The sequence below is a fragment of the Staphylococcus sp. HMSC055C03 genome (assembly GCF_001809385.1).
Taxonomy (GTDB): Bacteria; Bacillota; Bacilli; order Staphylococcales; family Staphylococcaceae; genus Staphylococcus; species Staphylococcus simulans.
In genome coordinates, this window is sequence record NZ_KV797491.1 from 155771 (window position 1) to 181385 (window position 25615).

26 protein-coding genes are annotated in these 25615 nt (G+C 35.3%); 19 read left to right on the forward strand and 7 right to left on the reverse strand.

The genetic code is table 11. The features are described 5' to 3' along the window. The first annotated feature begins 403 nt into the window (after positions 1–403). From HMPREF2603_RS06120 to arsC, 14 genes are all read left to right on the forward strand, one after another. Positions 404–721 (forward strand): DUF5011 domain-containing protein, encoded by a 318-nt coding sequence (locus HMPREF2603_RS06120; protein WP_002480490.1) that lies wholly within the window; start codon positions 404–406, stop codon positions 719–721. 301 nt (positions 722–1022) lie between these two features. Beyond that, positions 1023–2135 carry a cytochrome aa3 quinol oxidase subunit II gene (gene qoxA / locus HMPREF2603_RS06125; RefSeq protein ID WP_002480489.1) on the forward strand — a complete coding sequence of 371 codons (1113 nt, stop codon included), beginning with the start codon at positions 1023–1025 and terminating at the stop codon, positions 2133–2135. After that, positions 2135–4117 (forward strand): cytochrome aa3 quinol oxidase subunit I, encoded by a 1983-nt coding sequence (qoxB, locus tag HMPREF2603_RS06130; RefSeq protein ID WP_060803893.1) that lies wholly within the window; start codon positions 2135–2137, stop codon positions 4115–4117. Before qoxA ends, qoxB begins: the two co-directional genes overlap by 1 nt. Further along, positions 4110–4712, forward strand: a complete 603-nt coding sequence (qoxC, locus tag HMPREF2603_RS06135; protein ID WP_002480487.1) for a cytochrome aa3 quinol oxidase subunit III — start codon at positions 4110–4112, stop codon at positions 4710–4712. The genes qoxB and qoxC overlap by 8 nt, the downstream gene beginning before the upstream one ends. Next, the gene (qoxD, locus tag HMPREF2603_RS06140; protein ID WP_060803892.1) at positions 4709–4999 is read left to right on the forward strand and encodes a cytochrome aa3 quinol oxidase subunit IV; all 291 of its coding nucleotides are present in this window, start codon (positions 4709–4711) and stop codon (positions 4997–4999) included. The genes qoxC and qoxD overlap by 4 nt, the downstream gene beginning before the upstream one ends. Positions 5000–5143: 144 nt before the next feature. Further along, positions 5144–6052 (forward strand): ribonucleoside hydrolase RihC, encoded by a 909-nt coding sequence (gene rihC, locus HMPREF2603_RS06145; RefSeq protein ID WP_060803891.1) that lies wholly within the window; start codon positions 5144–5146, stop codon positions 6050–6052. An 81-nt stretch (positions 6053–6133) separates the two neighbouring features. Further along, positions 6134–6883, forward strand: coding sequence for a DeoR/GlpR family DNA-binding transcription regulator (locus HMPREF2603_RS06150; RefSeq protein ID WP_060803890.1), 750 nt, complete (start codon positions 6134–6136; stop codon positions 6881–6883). 204 nt (positions 6884–7087) lie between these two features. After that, entirely contained in the window at positions 7088–7519 is a 432-nt protein-coding gene (locus HMPREF2603_RS06155; RefSeq protein WP_002480482.1) for an RpiB/LacA/LacB family sugar-phosphate isomerase, read from the forward strand. Between the two features lie 17 nt (positions 7520–7536). Further along, complete coding sequence (gene lacB, locus HMPREF2603_RS06160) at positions 7537–8052, forward strand: galactose-6-phosphate isomerase subunit LacB (RefSeq protein ID WP_002480481.1); 516 nt, start codon at positions 7537–7539, stop codon at positions 8050–8052. Continuing rightward, on the forward strand, positions 8052–8999 hold the full coding sequence (locus HMPREF2603_RS06165; protein WP_002480480.1) for a 1-phosphofructokinase family hexose kinase: 948 nt from the start codon (positions 8052–8054) through the stop codon (positions 8997–8999). Before lacB ends, HMPREF2603_RS06165 begins: the two co-directional genes overlap by 1 nt. After that, positions 8996–9931, forward strand: coding sequence for a tagatose-bisphosphate aldolase (gene lacD / locus HMPREF2603_RS06170; protein ID WP_060803889.1), 936 nt, complete (start codon positions 8996–8998; stop codon positions 9929–9931). Before HMPREF2603_RS06165 ends, lacD begins: the two co-directional genes overlap by 4 nt. Positions 9932–10042: 111 nt before the next feature. Then, the gene (locus HMPREF2603_RS06175) at positions 10043–10363 is read left to right on the forward strand and encodes an ArsR/SmtB family transcription factor (RefSeq protein WP_060803888.1); all 321 of its coding nucleotides are present in this window, start codon (positions 10043–10045) and stop codon (positions 10361–10363) included. Beyond that, positions 10360–11649: an arsenite efflux transporter membrane subunit ArsB gene (gene arsB / locus HMPREF2603_RS06180; protein WP_060803887.1), complete on the forward strand. Its 1290-nt coding sequence runs from the start codon at positions 10360–10362 to the stop codon at positions 11647–11649. Before HMPREF2603_RS06175 ends, arsB begins: the two co-directional genes overlap by 4 nt. A gap of 15 nt (positions 11650–11664) precedes the next feature. Continuing rightward, positions 11665–12066: an arsenate reductase (thioredoxin) gene (gene arsC, locus HMPREF2603_RS06185; protein WP_002480476.1), complete on the forward strand. Its 402-nt coding sequence runs from the start codon at positions 11665–11667 to the stop codon at positions 12064–12066. Between the two features lie 76 nt (positions 12067–12142). Here the strand turns inward: arsC and HMPREF2603_RS13615 are convergent, their stop codons facing one another. From HMPREF2603_RS13615 to HMPREF2603_RS06220, 7 genes are all read right to left on the reverse strand, one after another. Next, a complete protein-coding gene (locus HMPREF2603_RS13615; RefSeq protein WP_231724095.1) occupies positions 12143–13402 on the reverse strand; it encodes a family 1 glycosylhydrolase in 1260 nt (419 codons plus the stop codon). A gap of 15 nt (positions 13403–13417) precedes the next feature. Beyond that, positions 13418–13747, reverse strand: a complete 330-nt coding sequence (locus HMPREF2603_RS06195) for a PTS lactose/cellobiose transporter subunit IIA (RefSeq protein ID WP_002480473.1) — start codon at positions 13745–13747, stop codon at positions 13418–13420. A 325-nt stretch (positions 13748–14072) separates the two neighbouring features. Then, a complete protein-coding gene (locus tag HMPREF2603_RS06200; RefSeq protein ID WP_060803886.1) occupies positions 14073–14687 on the reverse strand; it encodes a PepSY domain-containing protein in 615 nt (204 codons plus the stop codon). 189 nt (positions 14688–14876) lie between these two features. Further along, the gene (locus tag HMPREF2603_RS06205) at positions 14877–15911 is read right to left on the reverse strand and encodes a serine hydrolase domain-containing protein (RefSeq protein ID WP_261676370.1); all 1035 of its coding nucleotides are present in this window, start codon (positions 15909–15911) and stop codon (positions 14877–14879) included. Between the two features lie 210 nt (positions 15912–16121). After that, complete coding sequence (locus HMPREF2603_RS06210) at positions 16122–17273, reverse strand: serine hydrolase domain-containing protein (protein WP_060803884.1); 1152 nt, start codon at positions 17271–17273, stop codon at positions 16122–16124. 51 nt (positions 17274–17324) lie between these two features. Further along, on the reverse strand, positions 17325–18977 hold the full coding sequence (locus tag HMPREF2603_RS06215; protein ID WP_060803883.1) for a phospho-sugar mutase: 1653 nt from the start codon (positions 18975–18977) through the stop codon (positions 17325–17327). Positions 18978–19105: 128 nt separating this feature from the next. Continuing rightward, the gene (locus HMPREF2603_RS06220; protein WP_002480468.1) at positions 19106–19579 is read right to left on the reverse strand and encodes an RrF2 family transcriptional regulator; all 474 of its coding nucleotides are present in this window, start codon (positions 19577–19579) and stop codon (positions 19106–19108) included. 128 nt (positions 19580–19707) lie between these two features. Between HMPREF2603_RS06220 and HMPREF2603_RS06225 the strand changes: the two genes are divergently transcribed. The 5 genes from HMPREF2603_RS06225 to HMPREF2603_RS13620 all read left to right on the forward strand — a co-directional run. After that, positions 19708–20625 carry a DMT family transporter gene (locus tag HMPREF2603_RS06225; RefSeq protein WP_060803882.1) on the forward strand — a complete coding sequence of 306 codons (918 nt, stop codon included), beginning with the start codon at positions 19708–19710 and terminating at the stop codon, positions 20623–20625. Positions 20626–20833: 208 nt separating this feature from the next. Further along, on the forward strand, positions 20834–22096 hold the full coding sequence (locus HMPREF2603_RS06230; RefSeq protein WP_060803881.1) for an LCP family protein: 1263 nt from the start codon (positions 20834–20836) through the stop codon (positions 22094–22096). A gap of 18 nt (positions 22097–22114) precedes the next feature. After that, entirely contained in the window at positions 22115–22585 is a 471-nt protein-coding gene (locus HMPREF2603_RS06235; protein WP_002480465.1) for a DUF2538 family protein, read from the forward strand. Between the two features lie 95 nt (positions 22586–22680). Further along, positions 22681–23103 carry a GNAT family N-acetyltransferase gene (locus HMPREF2603_RS06240; protein WP_023015848.1) on the forward strand — a complete coding sequence of 141 codons (423 nt, stop codon included), beginning with the start codon at positions 22681–22683 and terminating at the stop codon, positions 23101–23103. A 444-nt stretch (positions 23104–23547) separates the two neighbouring features. Continuing rightward, the coding region (locus HMPREF2603_RS13620) for a peptidoglycan recognition protein family protein (protein WP_398575017.1) at positions 23548–25615 on the forward strand (2068 nt) is incomplete at its 3' end.

The window sequence follows — 25615 nt, forward strand, 5'->3', positions numbered from 1 at the left end:
TATGACAAACTTAAAACGTATTATAATGATTTTTATTTAAAGCATTCTTCTTACATGTGCGGGACTCAAAATCCCGTGTTAGTAATGAAATAAAGTACGACCCCCATTATTATTTAGCATAAATCCCCCCTTTAACTTCTTTCCTATATAGTGTTTCTAAATATTTCCGCTTTTTTCTCAGTAAATATTTGACAACTGAGAAAACTTAACGTTATTTTAATCTGATTTTCATAATTATTCTGTAAAATTAGTCTTGTGATAAAGATTAGGTCCGTAGTAGGATGTAATAAAGAAACAAACACGGTATATTGAACCTAATACAAAGTTCAATCGCAAATATTCGTGATTGAACTGATTAATATGACGCTTTAATGATTAGCCATTGAATACGGAGGTCTAAACAATGAACAAACTATTACAGTCACTTTCAGCACTTGGTGTGTCTGCTACATTAGTAACACCCAATTTAAACGCTGAAGCTACAGATAACTCTGTACCAAAGCTTAAAGGTGTTGAAGATGCGATTATTCAAAAAGGCGAAAATTACAACTTACTGAATGGAATCAGCGCTTATGATAAAGAAGACGGAGATTTGACTGATCAGATTATCGTCAATGGTCATGTCGATACAAATAAAATTGGTAAATACAAAGTCGAATATCAAGTCATTGATTCAGATGGAGCGAAAGATATTTCTGAACGCTACATAGAAGTCAAGTAACTTGTCGATAAAATCTATTTAAAAATAATTATTTTGTTTTTTGGCGCTAGCGCTTTCAACCCCTTAATTGATAAGCATTCTCAACTACAGCGCCCTTTTTTGTGCTTTCTGTCATTTTTTGTCAGTATTCACAAAATGGACACATAAATTTAACAAATCTGTGAAAGCCCGTCAGGCCTAGTGTCTGTAAGGCTTTCTTTATTTTTATGTAAAAAAGTTGCGGATACCCACTTGTAAATATTGCATAATAAACTAAAATTATTGTTAAGCCCTACAATTGTAGTATTAGGAGGTCAATAAAGTGTCAAAAATTAAGTCTTTGCTTCTATTGTTCGGCTCACTGATTTTACTCAGTGGTTGTGAACATATGGAAGTACTTAACCCAAAAGGGCCAATGGCAAGCAGTTTAAAATGGCTGATCATTTATTCAATCATCTTTATGCTTGTTATTGTTGCGGTTGTATTTATTCTATTCGCTGTATTTGCTTACAAATACCGATACACAAATACAACACAATCAGGTAAAGTACATCACAGTGCTTTATTAGAAACTATTTGGTTCACCGTACCATTTATCATCTTACTTGCTTTGGCTATTCCAACAGTCAAAACACTTTATGAGTACGATGCACCGCCTGCAAAAGACAAAGACCCTGTCGTCGTTTATGCAACAAGCGCAGGTTTCAAATGGTTCTTTGCTTATCCAGAGCAAAAAATTGAAACAGTGAATCACATTACGATTCCAAAAGATCGTCCGATTGTATTCAAGTTGCAATCTATGGATACAATGACAAGTTTCTGGATTCCACAACTTGGCGGTCAAAAATATGCAATGACTGCAATGACAATGGAATGGACATTAGAAGCTGACCAAGAAGGTACGTTCCGTGGACGTAACTCAAACTTCAATGGTGAAGGTTTCGCTCGTCAAACATTCCCAGTACATGCAGTAAGCAACTCAGAATTCAACAAATGGGTAGAAAAAGCTAAGAAAGAACCTAAACTTTCTCAAGATACTTTCGATAAACAATTACTACCTACAACTAAGAATGAAGAGTTGACATTCAGTGGTACTCACATGGACTTCGTAGATCCAGCTGCTGACCCTGAATACATCTTCTACGCTTATAAACGTTTCCATTACACTCCAAAAGATCCAAACTTCTATGATGTAACTGAAGGCGTATTAAGCAAACCAGATTCAAAATATCCTGCTCGTAAATCTCAAATTACAAACGCTATGTATAAGAGACACGGTATGGATGCTATGATCTTACCTAACGACAAACCATATAATAATGAATTCAAGAAAGAAGAATCTCATAATATGGACGAAATGGAAAAAGCTCAAAAAGGCGCTAAAGATGAAAAAGCTGAAGAGCTTAACAAGAAAAATCATGGAGGTGAACATTAATGAATTTCCCATGGCATGAATTACTCGTTCAAGGTAACTGGATGATCACAATGGCACAAATTGGTGCGCCATTCCTAGTTATCGGGGTAATCGCAGTAATCACGTACTTTAAGTTATGGAAATATCTTTACAGAGAGTGGTTTACAACAATTGACCACAAGAAAATCGGATTAATGTATCTGATTTGTGCTGTATTAATGTTCGTCCGTGGTGGTATTGATGCAATTTTAATTCGTACGCAATTAACAATTCCGAACAACCCGTTCTTGGAATCAAACCACTATAACGAAATCTTTACAACACACGGTGTTATCATGATCATCTTCATGGCAATGCCATTCATTTTCGGTTTATGGAACGTAGTTGTACCTTTACAAATTGGTGCACGCGACGTTGCATTCCCTGTAATGAACAACATTAGCTTCTGGTTATTCTTCGGAGCAATGTTACTATTCAACATGTCATTCATCATTGGTGGTTCACCTGCTGCAGGTTGGACAAACTATGCACCACTTGCTGGTGAGTTCAGTCCAGGTCCTGGTGTTAACTACTACCTATTAGCTATTCAGCTTTCAGGTATCGGTACATTAATGACAGGTATTAACTTCTTCGTAACAATTTTACGAATGAAAACACCAACTATGAAATTTATGGAAATGCCAATGTTCACAGTAACAACTTTCGTTACAGCATTGATCATTATCCTAGTATTCCCTGTATTCACAGTTACATTAGCATTGATGACAATTGACCGTATCTTCGGTACTCAATTCTTCACAGTTGCTAATGGTGGTATGCCAATGCTTTGGGCTAACTTCTTCTGGGTTTGGGGGCACCCTGAGGTTTACATCGTTGTCCTTCCAGCATTCGGTATTTTCTCAGACGTTATTTCAACGTTCGCACGTAAACACTTATTCGGTCATAAGAGTATGATCTGGGCAACATCAGCAATCGCATTCTTGAGTTTCTTAGTATGGGTTCACCATTTCTTCACTATGGGTAATGGTCCTTTAATCAACTCATTCTTCTCAATCTCAACAATGTTAATCGCTGTGCCTACCGGTGTTAAAATATTCAACTGGTTAGCTACGCTATACCAAGGTCGAATTTCTTTCGAATCGCCAATGCTATTCTCATTAGCGTTCATCCCAACGTTCACAATCGGTGGGGTAACAGGGGTAATGTTAGCAATGGCTTCAACAGACTATCAGTACCATAATACGTACTTCTTAGTAGCCCACTTCCACTACACATTAGTTTGTGGTGTTGTGTTCGCTTGTTTAGCAGCACTTATCTTCTGGTATCCTAAGATGATGGGTTACAAATTGAATGAACGCTTGAACATTCCGTTCTTCTGGTTATTCGTAATCGGATTCAACGTATGTTTCATGCCACAATTCATTCTTGGTTTAGACGGTATGCCACGTCGTTTATACACTTACATGCCATCAGATGGTTGGTTCATGTTAAACGTAATTTCTACAATCGGTGCACTATTAATGTCAATCGGCTTCTTATTCTTAGTAGCTAACATTGTTTACAGTCACCTTAAATCACCACGTATCGCTTCAGGCGACTCATGGGGTATCGGACGTTCACTTGAGTGGAGTACAGCTTCATCAATTCCACCAGTGTACAACTTCGCAATCACTCCAGACTGGGATGATTTAGACACATTTGTAGATATGAAAAAACAAGGTCGTCATTACTTAGACAACCATAATTATAAAGATATCCACATGCCGAACAACACACCAGTTGGTTTCTTCATGGCTATCTTCTTAACTGTTGGTTGCTTCTTCTTAACATTCGAAACTATCGTACCAGCGATTATCTGCTTAATCGGTACATTAGGTACAATGGTTTACAGAAGTTTCCAAGTCGACCATGGTTACTATATCCCAGCTTCTGAAGTAGCTGCTACTGAAGCAAAACTTCGTGAAGCTCGTGAAAAAGAACGGGAGGCTGAAAGTCATGCATGATACAAAAACAATTGATGCGCAATCGCATGAAGGTAATTTGAACAAGTTTGGCTTCTGGATCTTCCTAACAGCTGAATTCTCTTTATTCGGTACACTATTTGCGACGTTGCTTATCATGCAACACGGCGGTGATTACGCTGGTAAGTTAACAACTGATTTATTCGAAATGCCTTTAGTATTATTAATGACATTTGCGTTATTAATCAGTTCATATACATGTGGTATTTCAATTTATTACATGAGAAAAGAAAAGCAAAAACTAATGATGATCTGGATGATTATCACATTATTGCTTGGTATCTTATTCGTAGGTTTAGAAATTTACGAGTTCGCACACTATGCACACCAAGGTGTAACACCACAAATCGGTTCTTACTGGTCAAGTTTCTTCATCTTGTTAGGAACACACGGTGTCCACGTTTCGTTGGGTATCGGTTGGGTGATTTGTCTATTAATCCAAGTAGCAATGCGTGGACTTAATAAAGACAATGCGCCAAAATTATTTATCGTAAGTTTATACTGGCACTTCTTAGATGTTGTTTGGGTCTTCATCTTTACTGCAGTATACTTGATAGGGATGGTGTATAGCGGATGAATACAATAGCAAAACATACAGTTGGCTTTTTTGCCTCAATTGTCTTGACACTATTAGCAGTATACGTGACGATTTACACATCTTTAGCACTTAACGCTAAGATTACAATTATCTTTGGATTTGCTTTCATCCAAGCTGCCCTTCAATTATTAATGTTCATGCATTTAACTGAAGGTAAAGATGGACGCACACAATTATTCAAAGTTATCTTCGCCATTATCATTACCCTAATTACTATTATCGGTTCTTATTGGGTTATGGTCGGCGGACACAGTGCTCATATGTAATATCAGTATTTATATGATGCACAAAAAACTGGCTGGGGTTTCTCCCCTGCCAGTTTTTTTATACATAATTTTAGACTATTTTGCAGAAGGATTATAAAATATATAAGTAGCTTATTTTATTTTTAAAAGGAGGAAGAAAGAGATATGACAACCCCTATTATCATAGATACTGATCCAGGTATTGATGACGCAGCAGCTATTAGTATTGCACTGAATCATCCTGAGATTGATGTGAAGATGATTACTACCGTACATGGTAATGTCAATATAGATAAAACTACACGAAACGCCCTACAACTCAAAGCATTCTTTGAAAGCGATGTTCCAGTACACCGTGGTGCAGTCGCACCTTTAATCAATGCACCGATTGATGCTTCTCACGTACATGGTGAAACAGGTATGGGTGGTTATGAACTTCCAGAACCCTCACCAGAATTGCTTGCCTCTAATCGAGCTATAGAAGATATGCGAGAAACTATTCTAGAATCTGATGAACCCATTACACTTGTGCCAATTGGTCCTCTAACAAATATCGCTTTGCTTTTTAAAACGTATCCAGAAGTTAAATCTAATATCAAAGCGATTGTTTTAATGGGTGGCAGTGCTGGACGCGGTAATGTTACACCTGCTGCTGAATTTAATATCTACTGTGATCCTGAAGCTGCAGATATTGTCTTTAAAGCAGGTCTCCCTATCACAATGGTTGGACTTGATGTAGCAAGAGGTGCTAGTTTATCAAGTACTGCAATCAACGAGTTGAAATCTATTAATCAAACTACCCATATGTTGTATCATATGTTTAATCATTACCACGGCGATGAATTCGATACAGGCATTGCTGTATACGATGCTTATACCATGCTTTACCTACTGCATCCAGAACACTTTAAAACTGCAGATGCAGCAGTTGCGATTGAATTAAACGGCACTTACACACGCGGTGCTACTGTTGTGAATTACAATGCTCAAGAAAAGTCAGTTAACGTTGTTTTAGCAGTAGACAAAACTCGCTTTAAACAGCTGTTCTTTGAGGCACTCTCATATGCAAAATAAAACCAAATATGGTACATTCCCAATAAATTATTATGCTATAATAATGACGAAATCGAAAAAATATACAGGTTGTGAAATATAATGAATTTAAAAGAAGCGCGACATCAAAAAATACTATCCATCTTAAAAGAAAACGGAAGCGTCAGCGTCAGTTATTTATCTAATGATATGGACGTGGCTGCAATGACTATCCGACGTGATTTAAAAGAGCTTGAACATAAAGCCTTACTTGTACGTGTTCACGGCGGAGCTGTCTTACCTCATACCTTTTATAACGAGCTTGCAAATGAAGAAAAACAACAGCTGAATAGTGATAAAAAACGTATGATTGCTGAAAAAGCCAGCCGACTGATTCAAAATGAAGATACGGTATTTATTGGCTCAGGTACAACAAATGAAGCCATCTTCCCTTTCATTAAAGATATGCGTTTACATATCATTACCAATTCACTGTATATTTTTGAACAATATGAAGGCTTAGAACATATGGATATTGTTTTAATCGGTGGTCGTTATCGAAAGAAAACAGGTTCATTTATCGGACGTCTCGCAAATACAATGCTGGAGTCATTACATATTGATAAAGCATTTATTGGCGTCAATGGTATCAGCGATAATGATGCGACAACTGCGAATGAAGAAGAGGGAAAAGCCAATGAAATTATTTTGAACCAATCTTCGAAAAAATATCTTGTTTCGGATAGTTCAAAATTCAATACACGTGCTTTTTCAGTTTTCTATCAAATCGATCATTTAGATGCGATTATTACAGATGACGATATTTCGCAAACAATCAGAGAGAATTATCAAAACTATACTGATATCTTATAATTTAATACGAACATTAACGCACACGAAACGTGTGCGTTTTCTTTTTGTCTAATTATTGAAATATCCCCTCTTATCTTCTTATAAATTCCCTTTTATCAATAGATTTACTTATTTTTTACAATCTATCAAATTGACAAATTACCCCTTGAAGTGTATATTCTAGATAAGAACAAAATCAAACATTTTCGAACAGGAGGATTTATTATGTCTATTGTTATTCATAGTGATTCACAGTCAAAAGAATTAAAAGATTTCATTTTAGAATCTTTAGCAGATGCTGAGTACGAAATCGAGGACTTATCAGTAAACAGTAAAGCAACTAACATTGCTGAAATTACACTTGAGGTTACTAAATATGTCCAAGAACACGAAGGTACTAAAGCCATTGTCATCGACAAATACGGTATTGCACCTTTCAACTTTGCGAACAAACAAAAAAATATTATTGCAGCAACGGTTTCAGATGAGCAATCAGCAAAAATGACTCATAGACACAATAATACAAACGTTATCGTATTAGGTAGCGAAGTTGTAGGTAAATTAAACGCATTAAACTGCGTAAAAGCATTCTTAAAAGCAGGCTACGACGCTGGACGACACCAAATCAGAGTAGATATGTTGAATTCTTTATGTTAATAGGAGGATATTAAATTATGAAAATTGCTATTGGTTGTGACCATATTGTTACAAATATTAAAGCAGAAGTTGCTACTTATTTAAAAAATAACGGACATGAAGTTATTGATGTCGGTACTTATGACTATGTACGTACACACTACCCTATCTACGGTACACGTATCGGTCATTTAGTTGCTACAGGTGAAGTAGACTTTGGTGTTGCATTATGTGGTACTGGTGTAGGTATCAGTGCAAGTGCAACTAAAGTACCTGGAACTCGTGTTGCATTAGTTCGTGATGCAACAAGTGCACGTTTAGCAAGAAGCGAATACAACTGTAATGTCATCGCAGCTGGCGGTATGGTTACAGGTGTTGACTTAATCAAAAACATCGTTGATACATTTGCAGAAACAGAATATGAACCAACTCCAGAAAAAGAAGCGATCATCAAAGCAATGGATGAAACTTTAAAACCTGAAGATGTTCATTACACTCCAGATATGTTCGATGATTTCTTAACTAAATGGAATAACGGAGAATATCACGACTAATGACATTCAAACTATTAACCGTTACATTAAATCCTGCAATTGATATCAATTACCCATTAGAACACTTCGAAATCAATTCAGTTCAACGTGCAACCGAAGATTACAAATCAGCTGGTGGTAAAGGCATCAACGTAGCACGTGTTGCGAGTGAACTAGGAATTGATGTTACATGTACAGGAATTATCGGCGGTAAATTCGGCGAGTGGTTAACTAACAACTTAGATGAAACAAAAATCCAACATGATTTCACTGTTTCTCCAGCTTCAACTCGTTTATGTATCGCCGTTACAAGCGAAAATAGTCAAACTGAAATTCTAGAAAGCGGTGCATTGCAACCAGAAGAAATTCAAATCCGCTTCTTAGAACACTTCAATTCGATTATCTCTAACTTTGACTTAATTACGATTTCAGGCAGCTTACCTAAAGGCTTCCCTGAAGACTATTACGTCAAATTGTTAGAAGTCGCAAATGAACAGAATGTACCAGTTTGTTTAGATACTTCAGGACAAGTATTAAACTATACTGTTAATCATTCAAAACATTGCCCTCCTCTCTTGATCAAACCAAACGATGAAGAGATCAAAGCAATTACTAATTCAGACAACATCGACTTAGCCAATCAATTATTAGACGAAAGCTTAGCGCATATTCCATATATCTTATTATCTTTAGGTAAAAATGGTGCATTACTACGTCATGAAGCACAAGTCTATAACGTTGATATTCCTAAAGTCGTTGCGATTAACCCAGTAGGTTCTGGAGATAGCAGTTTAGCTGGTTTCAGCTATGGCATCTCTAAAGACGCTTCTATCCAAGAATCAGCAACATACGCTATGGCTGCTGGTATTTCCAATGCATTAGAAGCACGAACTGGCCACATTGACTTAAATAACTTTGAGAAATTCAGTAATCAAATAACTATTGAAAAGGTGGAGCATTCATCATGACAAAATCAATTAAACCTTTATTAAACGACAAAAACTACATCGCTGCATTAGCAATCGACCAACGTGGCGCTTTAAAACGCTTATTAGGTGAAGATGCTAAAACAGAAGATTTAGAACAATTCAAAGTACATGTATCTGAAGAGTTAACACCATACGCTTCAAGTATCTTATTAGACCCTGAATATGGTCTTCCAGCAACTAAAGTTCGTGCTAAAAATGCTGGTTTATTATTAGCTTATGAAAAAACTGGTTACGATGCTTCAGAACCAGGACGTTTACCTGACTTATTAAATGTATGGTCTGTTAAACGTTTAAAAGAAGCTGGCGCAGATGCGGTTAAATTATTAGTTTATGTTGACATCGACGAAGACAAAGCAATCAACGATCAAAAAGAAGCTTTCGTTGAACGTGTTGGTGCTGAATGTATAGCTGAAGGTTTACCATTATTCTTAGAAATCGTTTCTTATGACGCTAACAACGCAGACAGCGGTTCTGAAGAATATGCGAAAGTAAAAGCACACAAAGTAAACGAAGCAATGAAAAAATACTCTGAACCTCGTTTCAACGTAGACGTATTAAAAGTAGAAGTTCCTGTAAACATGAACTATGTTGAAGGTTTCGGTGAAAAAGCATTATTCACTAAAGAAGAAGCTGCTCAAGCATTCAAAGAACAAGCTGCTTCAACTAACTTACCTTACATCTACTTAAGCGCAGGTGTATCTGCAGACTTATTCCAAAAAACTTTATACTTCGCTAAAGAATCTGGTTCTACATTCAATGGTGTATTATGTGGCCGTGCTACATGGAGAGGTGCTACTGATCACTTCTCAGAAGGCGAAGACGCTGTTGTAGAATGGTTCCGTACTGAAGGTAAAGCAAACATCGAAAGCTTAAACAAAGTATTAGATGAAACTGCTAACCCAGTTAAATAATAAATCGAATCACTATCTTGCCTAGCAACTTTTGGTTGCTAGGTTTTTTTATGTTTTCTATATAGACAGTTATCTATATAGTTGATACTCTATTAAAGAAAGGATGATTTAATGGACTATCAAACATTATCTACATACTTAAAAGCGATATCGAGCCCTATTCGCTTAGAAATACTCAATTTACTGTCTTGTGGTGAATTATGTGCTAATGATTTATTGACCTACTTTCAAGTGACACAACCTACCTTAAGTCATCATATGAAAGCTTTAATGGATAATCATTTAGTTAATAAACGCAAAGATGGTAATAAACATTACTATCATTTGAATACAGAAACCTATACTTCCCTCTTAGATCAACTCCATGATATAGGTACATCTCAACCTAGTTGTGCATGTCACAACATTCATAAAGGAGTAGAACGACTTTGACTTTTCTAGCCATTACGATTTTTATACTTACCTTAATCTTTGTGATATGGCAGCCTAAAGGGCTGGATATTGGTATTACAGCGCTTGTAGGTGCTGTGCTTGCCTTGATCACTGGTGTTGTCACATTAAGCGATGTCGGTGAAGTGACACAGATTGTATGGAATGCGACACTCACATTCATCGCATTAATCATCATTTCTTTAATCTTAGATGAGATTGGTTTCTTTGAATGGGCAGCTTTACACATGGTAAAAGCATCACAAGGTAACGGGATTAAGATGTTTGTTTATATCATGTTATTAGGTGCTGTGGTTGCGGCACTTTTTGCCAATGATGGTGCAGCATTAATATTAACGCCTATCGTTCTTGCGATGGTGCGACATTTGAACTTTAATCAACGTGTAATTTTTCCGTTCATTATCGCAAGTGGTTTTATTGCGGATGCGACTTCCCTACCGTTGGTCGTTAGCAACCTAGTCAATATTGTCTCTGCTGACTACTTTAATATTGGTTTTGTTGAGTATATGAAACATATGATGCTTCCTAACCTTTTTGCGCTTGTAGCCAGTATTATCGTGCTTTATCTATATTTTAAGAAAGCCATCCCAACACATTTCGATGATACAACACTCAAGTCACCCCGTAGTGCGATTAAAGATGATAAGTTATTTAAAATAGCTTGGATTGTGCTTTTAGTATTACTCATAGGTTATGTCATCAGCGAGTCATTAAATATTCCTGTATCATTCATCGCAGGCGTAGTTGCGTTAGCTTTCTTAGTACTCGCAAAAGGCTCTAAAGCTGTACACACAAAACAAGTTATTAAAGGCGCACCTTGGAACATTGTCTTATTTTCACTTGGTATGTATTTAGTTGTCTTCGGACTTAAAAATGTAGGCATTACTGCGTTGTTAGGAAACATCATAGATAACTTCTCACAACATGGTTTATTGAGTGGTATTATGGGCATGGGCTTCTTATCAGCTGTCTTATCCGCAATTATGAACAATATGCCAACTGTCATGATTGATGCGATTGCGATTAATCAAGCACATGCCTCAGGTATCATCAAAGAAGGTTTAATTTATGCGAATGTGATCGGTTCTGATTTAGGGCCGAAAATGACCCCTATCGGTTCGCTCGCAACATTACTTTGGTTACATGTTCTAGCCCAAAAAGGCGTCAAAATCTCATGGGGTGTTTACTTTAAAACAGGTGTGATTGTGACATTACCTGTCCTATTCATCACACTTATCGGTCTATATCTCTCACTACTACTTAATTAGAAAAGAGGAACACATATGGATAAACCTATTATTTACTTTATTTGTACAGGCAATGCATGTCGCAGCCAAATGGCAGAAGGTTTCGGAAAAGTGATACTTGGAGACGACTGGACTGTTATGTCTGGGGGGATTGAAGCACATGGTGTGAATCCTCTTGCGGTTAAAGCGATGCAAGAAGTTAACATTGATATCAGCGATCAAACCTCTGATAAAATCGATATTGATTTATTAAACAAAGCCAAACTCGTTGTGACGTTATGCGATCATGCGGAAGCACATTGCCCTGTCGTCCCTAATCATGTTAAAAAAGTACATTGGGGCTTTGAAGATCCTGCCGGCAAAGATTGGTCTGTTTTCCAACAGGTCAGAGACCAAATTGGTCAACGTATTCTGCAGTTTAAAGATACGAAGCAATAACTTTCAAACATATATTCTATACCAACTTATATAACAAAACCCCTCAGAATTTTCTGAGGGGTTTTGCCTTACTTATTTACTTTCCATAAATGTCGTCTGATAATTGTTTATACCATTTCGCACTGTCTTTAACATAACGTTTTTGAGTTTCGAAATCGATATAGAATAAACCATAACGTTTATTGTAGCCGTTTGACCAGCTGAACATATCTTGTAGTGACCAGATGAAGTAACCTTTAACGTTGATACCGTCTGCGTATGCACGTTCGATTGCTTCAATATGTTGTCTTACATAGTCAATACGTTCGTCATCATGTACTTCACCGTTATCTTCAAGTACATCTTTGTAGCCTAGGCCGTTTTCAGTAACATAGATTTTTTTGTAGTTAGGATAGTCGTTTTTAATACGTTCCATCATGTCATATAGACCTTCTGGATAAATGTACCAATCCCAGTCATTTGTAGGGATTGCTTCATTTTTAACAACTTCTCCGATACCTTTAACACGGAAGACAGAAGTTCCTTTATCGCCTGTACCATTATGGTGAATATAGCTTTCTTCATTATGGTATTTGATCCAGTTACTTTGGTAATAGTTAATACCTAAGAAGTCAAGTTGTGGTGCAGCTTTACGGATTTCTTCTAGTTCTTCTTCGCGAATATCTAATTGTTCGAATTCTTCACCTAAGATTTCTCTTACTACAGTTAATTTAGCTGGAGTATAGTAACCTAGGAATGTTCCGTCTAACATGAAACCATTCATAAAGATATCATGTTTGTAAGCAGCGATTTGGTTATGTTGTGCTTGTAAACATTTTAAAGTGTTGTACTGTTCATCAGGAGGGAAAGCACCTGTGATGTTTCTACCAATACAGAATTTATAGATGTTCGGCACGATGAATGCGACTAAGAATGCTGCGATTAATCCTTTAGTACCTAATAATTCAATGCTGATACCATCTTTGATTGGTTTAACTGCTAAGATTAATAACGAAGCTTCAGCAGCTACGAAAGTTGAAATTACGTTGATTTGGTTCGTTTTAGGTAATTTCAAGTTTCTGTTGTCGGTAAGTGATTTAGTTACAGTACCTGCCATGAAGACGGCTAACATACCCATCGTGAAGTTATAAACTTTCATGATGATGTCTTCAATATTTTTAGGCCAGTGGAATCCCCATACGTTTGGTACATAAGCTACCAAGATAAATAAAGATGAGAATAAAACGACTGGCATTAAAGCTACGAAACCATCACGGATTGCAGTTAAATACGGGTTAGATGCAATCTTTTCAAAGAAAGGTTTCATTTTTTCAATCATTTTAATAATTTTATTCATGCTGTCACCTGCTTATTAGTGTTTTAAATCACGGAGTTGTTCATATAAGTCAATCATGTAGTTTGCTGCGTCTCTCAAAGCCATTGTAGTCATCAAATGGTCTTGACCGTGAACCATGATAAAACTAATATCAGATGCTTCTCCTGCTGCTTCTTTCGCTAACATTTGCGTTTGTTCCTTATGTGCTTCTGTGATAAAGTTGTTGGCTTCAACAATGTGTTGACGTGCTTGTTCAAAATCGTTTTCTTTAGCAGCGGCTAAAGCTGCCATTACTTCTCGACGTGCATCACCTGCAATCGCAACGATTGTGAAACCAATCATCATGTTTTCTTCTTTGTTGCTCATGGTGTTTCCCCCTTAGGTTGAATTAAAATGTGTAATTTACAATTATCAACGCCAACGATACAACATGAACATATAAAAAATTATCGCAGCTTTTTATGTTCGTTATTGTTCGTTTTTGTTCACAATAATAATGTAACTTTTTAACTCGTACTAGTCAATTCAAATTTTAAAAATTATAGTTGTTTCAAGCGATTTATGACAAATAAGTTACATAATCTACATAAAATTGACAGCGCTTTAAAGATTTGAATGAATTCCCTTTCATTTTGACGTAAAAAAAGACTACCTAGGCATTAACCTAAGTAGTCCATTTCGTATTTAAAGATTAGTCATCTTTTTCATTTTTTAAAATTTTAGCTGTTTTCGCATCTAAGCTGAACTCTTGTTTAGAGTTGCCTTTTTGTAAGTCTACATCGTAAACGAATTTACCTTCGTCACTATCTCTTGATAATGACCATTCATGGATATCACCATTGAAGTTGTCTTTCGCTTTTTTGATGATTTCATCATAAGGTTTGAAGTCTTCATATTTGAATGATTTTGCTTTGTCATAATCATCTTCTTTTTCAGTTGATTTATTCATGACTTTGCCATCTTTACTGTTGATGATAACTTCTCCTTCTTCACCTTGTTTTTGTAAATCGATTTTATATGCCCATTTGCCTTGTTCTTTTTCAAATGAGATTTCTTTTAATTCACCATCATATTCTTTCTTAGCAGTTTTTACTGCATCTTCAGGTTGAGTTTTAATATCTCCTAGTTTAATAACGTTACTGTTTTTACCAGTCTCGCTTGTACCAGAAGTATCACCTTTTTGTTTTTGTTCTGTATTGGCTTTTTGTTCTGAATCATTTTTGTTTTCATCGCTTGATCCGCCTTGTCCACATGCAGCAAGGACTATTCCGGAAGCGACTAATAAAGAAAGCATTTTTTTCTGCATATCGATTCCTCCTTGTATTTATATACCCGTTACGCCATGAATTATTTAAATTATTCCCAATATTTTGTGTTATTATACATTTAAATATATTGTTTTCTCTTTATTTGAGAAATTGTTTCCAAACAAAATAGACTGTCTCGCTCTACATATCACTGTAGATGAAACAGTCTATTACTTCACTTTTTTATTTTACTGTTTTGCTTTTTTAGTAGGATCTGGTTGTTTCAGATAATCCATAAAAATCTTTTTCATTAATGTTTCATTCTTACCAACTGGTTTTTGATAGTTAGTGCCCATCACTAATATATAATCCTTATTGAAGTAGCAAGTAAATTGTTGCCCATAAAAGATACCATTCGCGCGCGCACTCTGACCAAAACTGTAAAAACCATAACGATATGCATGTGGAAACTCTTTGGTGTTCAATTCATGTAAGAGTTGATTTGTAGTATGAGCATTAAACATCTTCTGATTTTGTAATGCTAAGACAAATTTCCCCATGTCTCTAGGTGCCATATACAAATTACCTGCCCCATAATATTGATCCATGTATGCAGGAAACTCTGGTATTTTTAATTCATTATAGCCTTTAGCCATATAAGGTTTATAAGCAGTGTTATTGTAAAAGGCTGTTTGGTTCAATTCATATGGTTGCACAAAGTTTTGATTGAAATAATCTGCATATGACATCTTAGTAACCGCTTCAATCACCCGCGCTAACACAATATAATTCGCATCATTATATTGATGCTTTCTAAACATATCCGGCTGCAACCCTTGTTCCTGCAACATATGAACTGCTCCATCTATACTATGGATATTCGTTTTCGGGCGAAACATTTGTATACCGCTTTGATGCAGCATAAAATCACGCAGAATCAAAGGTTCATTGGTTTGAAACCAAGGTAGATATTTTGTCACTTCATCGTTGATGTTGAGTTTACCTTCTGTTTCTAACTTTTTAAGCATCATACCTGTCATAAACTTTTGCGCTGACCCAATCAAATACATTGAATTAGGATTCGTCTTTTTACGATTGATAAAGTCTTGATAACCATATCCTTTATCCATCACGAGTTTACCTTGGTAATATATCGCAATATCACCATTGAACTTTTGTTTTTTCAAATATTCATCAATGGCTGTATAGCGCACATTCTTTTCATTCATTACAGTTTTATAACTTCCAACTTGAACTGATGGATGATTTTCTTTAGTTTTCAAAAGGTTATGATGATGTCTGTATTGTTGAAAATGTTTCCAATTTAATAAATAGGTTATCACACCGGCTATAAGTGCAACCATTAGTATAAATATCATTATCTTTATTAGTTTTCTCTTCATTGTTGTCCTCTTCACTTGATGTCACGTCTTGAAATGATACGTTAGTTGATTTGATATCGTTTTTGTTTTGATATTAAAAAACGGTTTAAATCAAATGACTCCGCTTTTTTTAGTTGGATCTGGCTGATGTAATTGTTTCACAAAAATATCTTTCATATAGTGTTCATTAACGTATTTCGGATATTGATAGTTCGTTCCCATTACCACGATATAATCTTTGTTAAAATAGCTGGTCATTTGATGACCGAAAAACATACCATTAACACGATTACCATTATCATAACTATAAAAGCCGTAACGATAAGGTTCATTGTAAGTTGGTGTGTGTAATTCGTATAATAACCCTTCCGTATCTTTTGGAGATAAGATTTTATTTTCTTGCAAGTTTGCGATCAGCTTTGCCATATCTCTCGTTGACATAAACAAATTACCTGCACCGTAGTAATGGTCCATAAATTTTAAAGTCATCGGTTGTTTTTCAGCATTGTAACCTTGTGCCATAAACGGTTGATATTGTGTTTCATTATAGAAAGCTGTTCTATATAATTGGTTCGGATTTTTTAATTTTTCATCAAAGTATTGATCAAATGACTTGTGTGTCACTTTTTGGATAACATCAGACAATATAATGTAGTTCCCATCATTATATTGATGTTTATGATATTTACCCGGTTGAATGCCTGCACGTTGTAACTCTCTCGCAACATCTTCATTACTGTGTGCTGTATTGCTGCCAGTAAATTTCTTTAAACCGCTTCGATGCAGCATTAAATCCTTCAAATAAAGGGGTTGCTCTGTTTTAAACCACGGCAAATATTTATCCAATCGATCATTAATATTTATTTTGCCTTCACTTTCTAATTGTTTCAATAATAAGCCTGTTGTGAACTTTTGAGAAGAACCGATCAAATACATAGAGTTCGGTGTATTTTTCTTATTCTCTTCAAAATTTTGATAGCCATACGCTTTGTCCATAATTAACTGACCCTTATGAAAAATCGTAATTGTACCGTTAAAACCTTTTCCTTTTAAATATGCATCAATTTTAGGGTCTACTGCATTATCTTTCATTACAGTATAGTAATTTGCTTTTTCTTTTGACTGTGCGTTTCCACTTATTTTCGGTAGTTGATGCTGACTATAGCTTTGATGATGTTTCCAATTTAAATAAATCGAAAATACACCAACCAACAACGTAACTACAACGACAAAGATAATGCCGTTCTTTATTCTTCTATTCATTCATTTCCTCTTTTATCGATATGTCTTCCTTGTTAGTTTAATTCATTTTTATTAATCCAAATACGTTTGTTCAAATTGTGTAACAACAGCTTCTAAATCTTCAACATTCAATGAGAAGTACACTTTGATTTTAGGTTCTGTACCTGAAGGTCTTAACGCGATAAAGCCTTCATCTAAAATGAAGCGGATTAAGTTGCTTTGTGGTAATGTTGTTTCCACTGTTTGATGATTGACTAAGTCTGTAATGGTCTTCGTTTGATAATCTTCAATTTGTTTCACTTTTAACCCAAGTAATGTATCTGGTTGTTCTTTTCTGAAACTTTCAAGTAAATCATTTATTTTTTGTCTGCCTGAAGCACCTTCAAATTTAGGTGAAATCGTTTTGTCTTTGAAGATACCTGTCAAAGCAAAAACTTCATCTAAGACACCTTTAAACGTTTTACCTTGTTGGGCTAATTCATTTTTGTATTTAACCACTAATGGAATCATTTGAATCGCATCTTTGTCTCTTGAGAATGGTGCTGCTAGATAACCATGGCTTTCTTCATAACCTAATACCAATTGTTCATCAGTATCTTGTTTGTTTTGAAGAATTTCAGAAATAAATTTGAATCCTGTTAAAACTGTATTACTTTCTAAATCTAATGCTTGTGCTAAGCGATCACTGGCTGCACTGCTGACGATAGATTTCACCATGTATAACGGTTGGTTTGTACCTTCTGCTTTTAATTGGTCATAACGTAATTTTAATAAGATTAAGCCGATTTCATTACCGTTGAAGTAACGGTGTGTACCATCTTTGTAGCGTTCGATCATGCCGAAGCGGTCAGCATCAGGATCCGTTGCTAAAATCAATTGGGCATCTTCTTGATCCGCTAAGCGTAAACTATACGTAAAGGCTTGTTCTTCTTCTGGGTTCGCATAAGCAACTGTCGGGAAGCTGCCGTCAGGTTGTGATTGTTCTTTTTCGATGACATAATTGCTGTAATTTAATTTTTCAAAGATTTCGGATAGAATCGGTAGACTTGTACCATGTAAACTTGTTAACGCAATTTTTTCAGTCTGCGTTGGAATTGAATCAACTAATTTAATTACTTCTGCTTTATAAGCTTCTGTAACATCCTCTGATAAGTATGTAATGAAGCCATTGTTTAGTCCTTCTTCAAAATTTCCGCCTTCAATGTCTAATGGATCTTCAATTTGATTAATATAACTACTCAACATCTCAGAAGGTTGAGGCAATAATTGACCGCCGTCTGCACCATAAATTTTAATTCCATTATATTCTTTAGGATTATGACTCGCTGTAATCATAACACCAGCGTCTGCTTCTAAATAACGTACCGCAAATGATAATTCAGGTGTAGAATTATAACGTTTGCCTACTACAGCTTTCACTTCATATTGTGCTAGTACTGCTGCGATTTCATGTGCGAATTCTTCTGATAAGAAACGTGTATCAAAATGAATCACGACTAATGATTCAGGTTTGTGTTCACTTAAATATTTAGCTAAACCTACCGCAACTTTACGCACTGTAAAGGCATTTAAACGGCCAGGTCCTAAACCGATTAACCCTCTGATACCTGCTGTACCAAAAGCGAGTGTGTCTTCAAATCCTTCATTTTTAATATTTTCAGTTTGATCTTTATAAAACGCTGAAACTAAACTTTCATCTATCTTGTTTTCCCAATTCAATTTCATACTTACTTATGCTCCTCTCTATGATTTAAATCTACTATAAGTCAATAGCCCTCAATAATAGATATTATTACTTCACTTCAATAGTTTTATTATAACTTATGTTTTTCAGATTGACATACATCTCTGGACTAAATATTCTCACTGACCCAAGACTGAAGTTCTGTTAAATCATAATGGTTTTTTATATCTTTTGATACATTTTCAAGTGTAATACTAGTTAAAGTATTTATTAAAGTTTCCTCAATAATTGTTAATGATTCAGTTACCGCACATTTTTGTGCTTTTTCACCTTCATTTTCACCTAAAAAATTACGTAACAAGTGTTGGCTCGCGAATATTTTTCCTCTGCCTTCTATTGCCATGAACACATCATAAAATGTAATTTCTTCTAGAGGTTTTTCTAATGAAAACCCACCATTTTTACCTGGCGTTGAAATAATCAGTCCTTCATTTACGAGTAACTTAATAATTTTCTTTAAATATGAATGTGAAGTATTTAATCGCTCGCTTAAAGCAAGTGAATTGATACTTTTTCCGTCAGGTAATTCATTTAATATAAGTAAAACATAGATAGATTGTTCCCATCCTGATGATAATTTCATATTGACACACCATCCTTAAAGTTTTAATTTATACATTAGAGATAAACAATATCCCTAATAGAGATTTATGCTTACAATTATTGTATAATTTTTTCTGATTTTTTTAAATGAAAGTGAGGAAATATACCATGGAAAAGCTAAGTTCTAAACGTACGTTTCTTTTCAGTATAATTTTCACAACAATTTTTATGGGTTCTTCGTTTCCTACAGGAAAATATTTAATATCCGTTGATGGTACACCTCCATTTTATATTGGCGGATGGCGTTTTTTAATCGCAGGTCTACTTATGTTGTTAATTACCCTTGTTTTACGCGGTTGGCGCCCACTCGTGCCCGCTTCTAATCAAAACATTACTAAAGGAACAATCCTTGTCATTGTTATCGGCTTACTGCAAACAGCTGGTACAATGGGCTTTTTAAATTTATCAATGGCTAAAGGATTGTCATCTTCAATGTCATCTATCATTTTATTTACAAACCCTTTATGGTTAGCTTTTTTAGCCCATTTTCTATTAAATGATAAATTGACAAAATTAAAAGTATTAGCGTTATTTCTAGGTGTTACAGGTGTAGTAATCTGTTTAGGGTTAGATAAATCAACTTTAGGTATCGGTGCATTTTATGCACTCTTAGGATCTTTATGTTGGGCTGTCAATACAGTAGTCACTAAAATGGTTGCTTTCGATAAAGGGCCATGGGTCCTCACAGGTTGGCAACTATTTATCGGCGGGTTTATCATGTTGATTATTTCTGCTATTTCCAATGAACATTACCATATTTTCGACTTAAGCTTTTTTGGCTGGTTTAATTTAATATGGCTTATTATCCCAGCATCTATCGGATCGTTCGGCTTGTGGTTTTTAAGTCTTCGTATCGGTGGAGCTACAGTCGCAAGCAGCTTCTTATTTTTAGTCCCAGTTTCTTCAACAATTTTCTCTATTATTTGGTTACATGAGAAATTTACTTTCAGCTTAGTAATCGGCGGTTTATTTGTAGTGATTGCTTTAATAATCGTTAATCATCATTCAGCACAGTCAAACGAGTGATGTAATTTATTAGAAGTTTTTCTGATTTATCTTTAGTAATCTGCTGTTTTGTGAAATAATAAGTGGGATACAAAGTTTGTAATTTAGCCATATTAGTATTAAAATATATGGTTATAATGAGCAAAATTATCGGCAATCCATGAGCGGTGCATTAGCTGCCTATTTATAGGATTGCTACATCTTAAAATTGAAACCGGGAGCAAGACTAATGAATAAAATTTTCAAGTATTTTTTAATACTTCTTTCACTCGTCCTGGTCATTATTCCTATTATTTTCGCAGTGATGTTATATAAAACTTCTAGAAGCGCAATCGATTCATCGTTCAGCGATAATTCCAATAGAGTATCGAATTTACGTGATGGTAAAGTCAATCCTGCAAAGGAGCCGATTTCTATACTTTTTTTAGGAATAGATGATAACAAAGGCAGACGAGAAGGCGGTCAAGCCACTGAGAAGTCACGCACAGACGCAATGATTCTTTCAACATTCAATCCTGATAAGAAACAGGTCAGAATGTTAAGTATTCCACGAGACACTATCAGTTATATTCCTAAAGTCGGTTACTTTGATAAAATCACACATGCGCATGCATTTGGTGGACCGAATGCTTCAATGGATGCAGTAGAAGCTACATTAAATGTACCAGTCGATTACTATGTACGTATTGATATGGACGCTTTCGTACAAGCTGTTGATGAACTTGGCGGTATTTATTATGATGTGCCATACGATTTAAATGAGCCGAATACAGGCGATGATGGTCGTATTAAAGTCAAAAAAGGCTATCATAAATTAAATGGCGATCAAGCATTAGCTGTAGCTAGAACAAGATATCATGATTCCGATTTAAAACGCGGACAACGTCAAATGGATTTAATTAAAATCCTCGCAACAAAAGCGCAAAAATTAGATAAAGTTAACAAACTTGATAACTTAATTAAAATTGTAGGTAAAAACTCAAAACATAACCTTTCTAACAAAGATATCCAAAAATTACTTACGACTTACCTTCCAGCTGATTTAGATATTAAAACAGCCCAAATCGAAGGTGATAATGAATTACTTAATGGTATCTATTATTACAATCCGGATATCAAAAGCATCAAGAAATATGCGAACTTACTACGTTCGGATTTAGGTCTACCTAAAATCAAAGATAAAGATGAATTCTTAAACGAACGCGTTATCAAACAATATGGTGAATTACTACCATTAACACCAATTGATGACAGTTTACTAAGAGAAAATCAAAAAGATACGACTGAAGATGAAGAATCTGATGACCAATCTCAAGATGAACAATCAAATAATAATCAACAATACGATAATTCGGGTAATGAACAGTGGAATAACCAACAAAATCCAAATAACGGCTTTAATCAAAATCAGAACCCAGGTAATCAACAAAATCCGAATATGAATAATAACCCAGCGCAGCAACAAGCGCCTTCTGGTCAAGACTTTTATTAGAAAGAGGAGCGATAACGTATGCCACGTAAAACCTATGAGAAATTAAATAATATCAATGGAATGTTCGGTATTTTAGAGCAACAAATCATCCACAGTAAAGATATGGCACATTTCAGAAATGAATTCTTCTATGTGAACCATGCGCATAGAGAGAATTATGAAGCGTTACTGCTTTACTATAAAGATAGTGTTGAAAATCCATTTATTGATGGTGCTTGTTATATCGTTGCCCTGCCTGAAATCTTTGATCGTGTAGACGTATTCGAATCTGAACTACCCTTCTCTTGGGTTTATGATCAAAATGGAATTACTGAAACCATGAAAAGCATCAGTGTTCCAATTCAATATTTAATTGCGGCAGCTCTTGAAGTGACTGACGTTAATATTTTTAAACCATCAGGTTTCACAATGGGTATGAATAACTGGAATATTGCGCAAATGCGTATATTCTGGCAATATACAGCCATTGTGCGTAAATATGCCCAATAATTAATCAATCGTTACAGCGCATGAATGCATGCATCTGTAACGATTTTTTTGTACGCTTATATCGTATCTAGAAAATAAATATGAGGATGATGAATATGTTTAAAATCGCAAAAAGCAAAAAGGAAATGCAAGATGTGTTTGATGTAAGAATCGAAGTCTTTGTGCATGAACAAAATGTACCTTTAGAAAATGAATTGGATGAATTCGAAGATGTCTCTAAACATATTATCGGATATGATGATAACCAACGCCCTATTGCGACTGCACGTTACAGAGATTACAATGGTGTTGCAAAAATGGAACGCGTTGCAGTTTTGAAAGATTACAGAAAACAAGGGATTGGTCGCGATTTAATGAAATATATTGAAACAATTGCGAAAAACGATGGATTTTCAAAAGCAGTTTTAAATGGTCAAATTCAAGCACAAGCTTTTTATGAATCACTGGGTTATAAAGCCGAGGGCGACGTATTTCTAGAGGAAAATATTGAACATATAACAATGTCGAAAGCGTTATAATTTCTATGAAATTTACAATTTTTATAGATTAAAAGCCATATTAATGTAACCTTTAGTAACTATTTACTTTATAAACAATTGAGCACTCACATTAAGGTTTGATTACAAATCGATTAAAAACCTCTCTATCCTACTTTAGTCGTATTATAATATATGAAAATGATATATTACATAGTTTTGACATAGTGTCATATTCATTCAGTCTGCTAGTAGCTTTGTGTGTAGAAATGATATGACCTGGATAAATGTTAATAATGCGTTTCAACAACTACCAATGTGTTAATAACATCATCAAGTCATCTATTTTCTAACGTCACCCACAGATTTGAACTTCACTGACGTTAAGAATCAAACATCTAGGAAATTCAGAATTACCAATCCAGACGTTTATCTACAGACTGTAATATATTCAAAATAATATATTGTTAAAAGGAGTATCATTTTATGTCTAAAAAGTTTCATTACAAAACCCCAGCAATCATTGCATTAACAATCGCAGGATCTGCTATTACAACGCACCAAGCATATGCGCAAAGTAATTCAGAAACTTCAGAACCTACAAATACTACAAGCAATGTAAACCAGAATCAACAGCCGACAGGTAATCAAACGGCTCAAAATCAACAAGCAACTCAGGATACAGCTAAAACTATTGCTGGTACACAACAATACAAAGACCCTACACAAGTACAGCCAAAAGAAAATGATGAGAATTTGAGTTACGATTCTAAACTTGATCAATTAAATAATCAAGCAGAACCAAGTAATGAAGCAAATGCACAACCAACTGCAGATGCTCAAAACAATACAACTGATCAACCTGCTAATGTTACACAACAAGATACAGAACAAACAAATGCACAGGCTCAAAATGCGCAGGTAACAGAACAACAAAAATTAGCTGAACAACAAGCTCAAGCTGCTCAACAACAAGAACAAGCAAATAAACAACAAACTCAAGAAGCACAACAAGCTGTTCAAAAACAAGTTGTATCTGAACAAAACAAAGCTTCTCAACCTGAAGCACAAACATCAGTAAATCAAACAACACCTCAAAAAGTTGAGCAACCTAAAGCAACAACATATGCAGCACGTTCAACTGAACCTGTAACGACTTTCCGTTCAGTACAACAACCAACACAAACTGCAGCACGTTCTGCGCAACCTGCACAAACAACTTATAGTGCACCTAAACCATCACTACCAAAATATAAACCAACAGTGAAATCATCAATCAATGATTACATTCGTCAACAAAATTACAAAGTACCAACGTATGAGCAAGATTATTCTTCATACATTCCTAAATATAATTATCGTTATGGTAAACCTGAAGGTATCGTAATCCATGATACAGCGAATGAAAATTCAACATTGAATAACGAAGTTGCTTATATGAAAAACAACTGGCAAAATGCCTTTGTTCATGGTTTCGTAGATGGTAATCGTATCGTTGAAACAGCGAACACAGACTACCTTGCATGGGGTGCTGGTCCAGTAGCCAACGAACGTTACATTCACATGGAACTTGTGCATACACATGATAAAGATTCATTTGCGCGTCAAATGAACAATATCGCTGACTATGCAGCAACAAACTTACAATATTATGGTTTAAAACCAGATAGTGCTGAATATGATGGTCGTGGTACAGTATGGACTCACCGTGCAGTTTCAAACTTCTTAGGTGGTACAGACCATGTCGATCCACATGGTTACTTACAATCACGCGGCTATAACTATGATGCGCTTTATGATTTAATCAATGAAAAATATTTAATCAAAGAAGGCGTTGTCGCACCTTGGGGTACTGCATCAAATACAACAACACAACCGACTCAACCTACTCAGCCAACAACTAAACCGACAACAAAACCTAGCACAAATACATCTCAATTAAAATTAATTCCAGTAGATTCACTAGGTCGTCTCAACAACACTAACAACGGTTTATATAAAACAGTTTATGATAAAGCTGGTGTTCAAAACTCAAACTTAAATAACCAAACATACCGCTTAACTAAAAAAGCGTTATTAGGTGACAAATCATTCTACTTAATCAGTGATTATAATAAAGGTACAAATTATGGTTGGGTACAAACTGGCGACATCACATACAAAGTCGGCCATCCTGTTACAACTAATACTAAAACTTATGGTGTTCAATCAGGCACTAAATTATACAGCACACCTTGGGGTACTGATAAACAAGCTGTCGCAACTGTTTCAGGTACAGGTGCACAAGCATTTAAAGCTTCTAAACAAACAGAAGTCAGCCCTACTCAATTTGTATACGGTACTGTAAACGGTAAATCTGGTTGGGTAGATATCGCTAAATTATCTAACTACACTGCACCTAAAACAACAGTCAACAAACCAACAACACAAGTAAAAGGTGTAAGTACTACAACACCTTCTAAAACAACAACGACTAAAAAAGCTGTGAAACCAGCGACAAAACCTGTCGCAAAAACTACAACTAAAACAGCAGTTAAACCTACTGCTAAACCTG

Coding starts and splice junctions, on each gene's coding strand:
- HMPREF2603_RS06120 (WP_002480490.1), top strand. CDS start 404: ATGAACAAACTATTACAGTCACTTTCAGCACTTGGTGTGTCTGCTACA.
- qoxB (WP_060803893.1), top strand. CDS start 2,135: ATGAATTTCCCATGGCATGAATTACTCGTTCAAGGTAACTGGATGATC.
- qoxC (WP_002480487.1), top strand. CDS start 4,110: ATGCATGATACAAAAACAATTGATGCGCAATCGCATGAAGGTAATTTG.
- qoxD (WP_060803892.1), top strand. CDS start 4,709: ATGAATACAATAGCAAAACATACAGTTGGCTTTTTTGCCTCAATTGTC.
- rihC (WP_060803891.1), top strand. CDS start 5,144: ATGACAACCCCTATTATCATAGATACTGATCCAGGTATTGATGACGCA.
- HMPREF2603_RS06150 (WP_060803890.1), top strand. CDS start 6,134: ATGAATTTAAAAGAAGCGCGACATCAAAAAATACTATCCATCTTAAAA.
- HMPREF2603_RS06155 (WP_002480482.1), top strand. CDS start 7,088: ATGTCTATTGTTATTCATAGTGATTCACAGTCAAAAGAATTAAAAGAT.
- lacB (WP_002480481.1), top strand. CDS start 7,537: ATGAAAATTGCTATTGGTTGTGACCATATTGTTACAAATATTAAAGCA.
- HMPREF2603_RS06165 (WP_002480480.1), top strand. CDS start 8,052: ATGACATTCAAACTATTAACCGTTACATTAAATCCTGCAATTGATATC.
- lacD (WP_060803889.1), top strand. CDS start 8,996: ATGACAAAATCAATTAAACCTTTATTAAACGACAAAAACTACATCGCT.
- HMPREF2603_RS06175 (WP_060803888.1), top strand. CDS start 10,043: ATGGACTATCAAACATTATCTACATACTTAAAAGCGATATCGAGCCCT.
- arsC (WP_002480476.1), top strand. CDS start 11,665: ATGGATAAACCTATTATTTACTTTATTTGTACAGGCAATGCATGTCGC.
- HMPREF2603_RS13615 (WP_231724095.1), bottom strand. CDS start 13,402: ATGAATAAAATTATTAAAATGATTGAAAAAATGAAACCTTTCTTTGAA.
- HMPREF2603_RS06195 (WP_002480473.1), bottom strand. CDS start 13,747: ATGAGCAACAAAGAAGAAAACATGATGATTGGTTTCACAATCGTTGCG.
- HMPREF2603_RS06200 (WP_060803886.1), bottom strand. CDS start 14,687: ATGCAGAAAAAAATGCTTTCTTTATTAGTCGCTTCCGGAATAGTCCTT.
- HMPREF2603_RS06210 (WP_060803884.1), bottom strand. CDS start 17,273: ATGAATAGAAGAATAAAGAACGGCATTATCTTTGTCGTTGTAGTTACG.
- HMPREF2603_RS06215 (WP_060803883.1), bottom strand. CDS start 18,977: ATGAAATTGAATTGGGAAAACAAGATAGATGAAAGTTTAGTTTCAGCG.
- HMPREF2603_RS06220 (WP_002480468.1), bottom strand. CDS start 19,579: ATGAAATTATCATCAGGATGGGAACAATCTATCTATGTTTTACTTATA.
- HMPREF2603_RS06225 (WP_060803882.1), top strand. CDS start 19,708: ATGGAAAAGCTAAGTTCTAAACGTACGTTTCTTTTCAGTATAATTTTC.
- HMPREF2603_RS06230 (WP_060803881.1), top strand. CDS start 20,834: ATGAATAAAATTTTCAAGTATTTTTTAATACTTCTTTCACTCGTCCTG.
- HMPREF2603_RS06235 (WP_002480465.1), top strand. CDS start 22,115: ATGCCACGTAAAACCTATGAGAAATTAAATAATATCAATGGAATGTTC.
- HMPREF2603_RS06240 (WP_023015848.1), top strand. CDS start 22,681: ATGTTTAAAATCGCAAAAAGCAAAAAGGAAATGCAAGATGTGTTTGAT.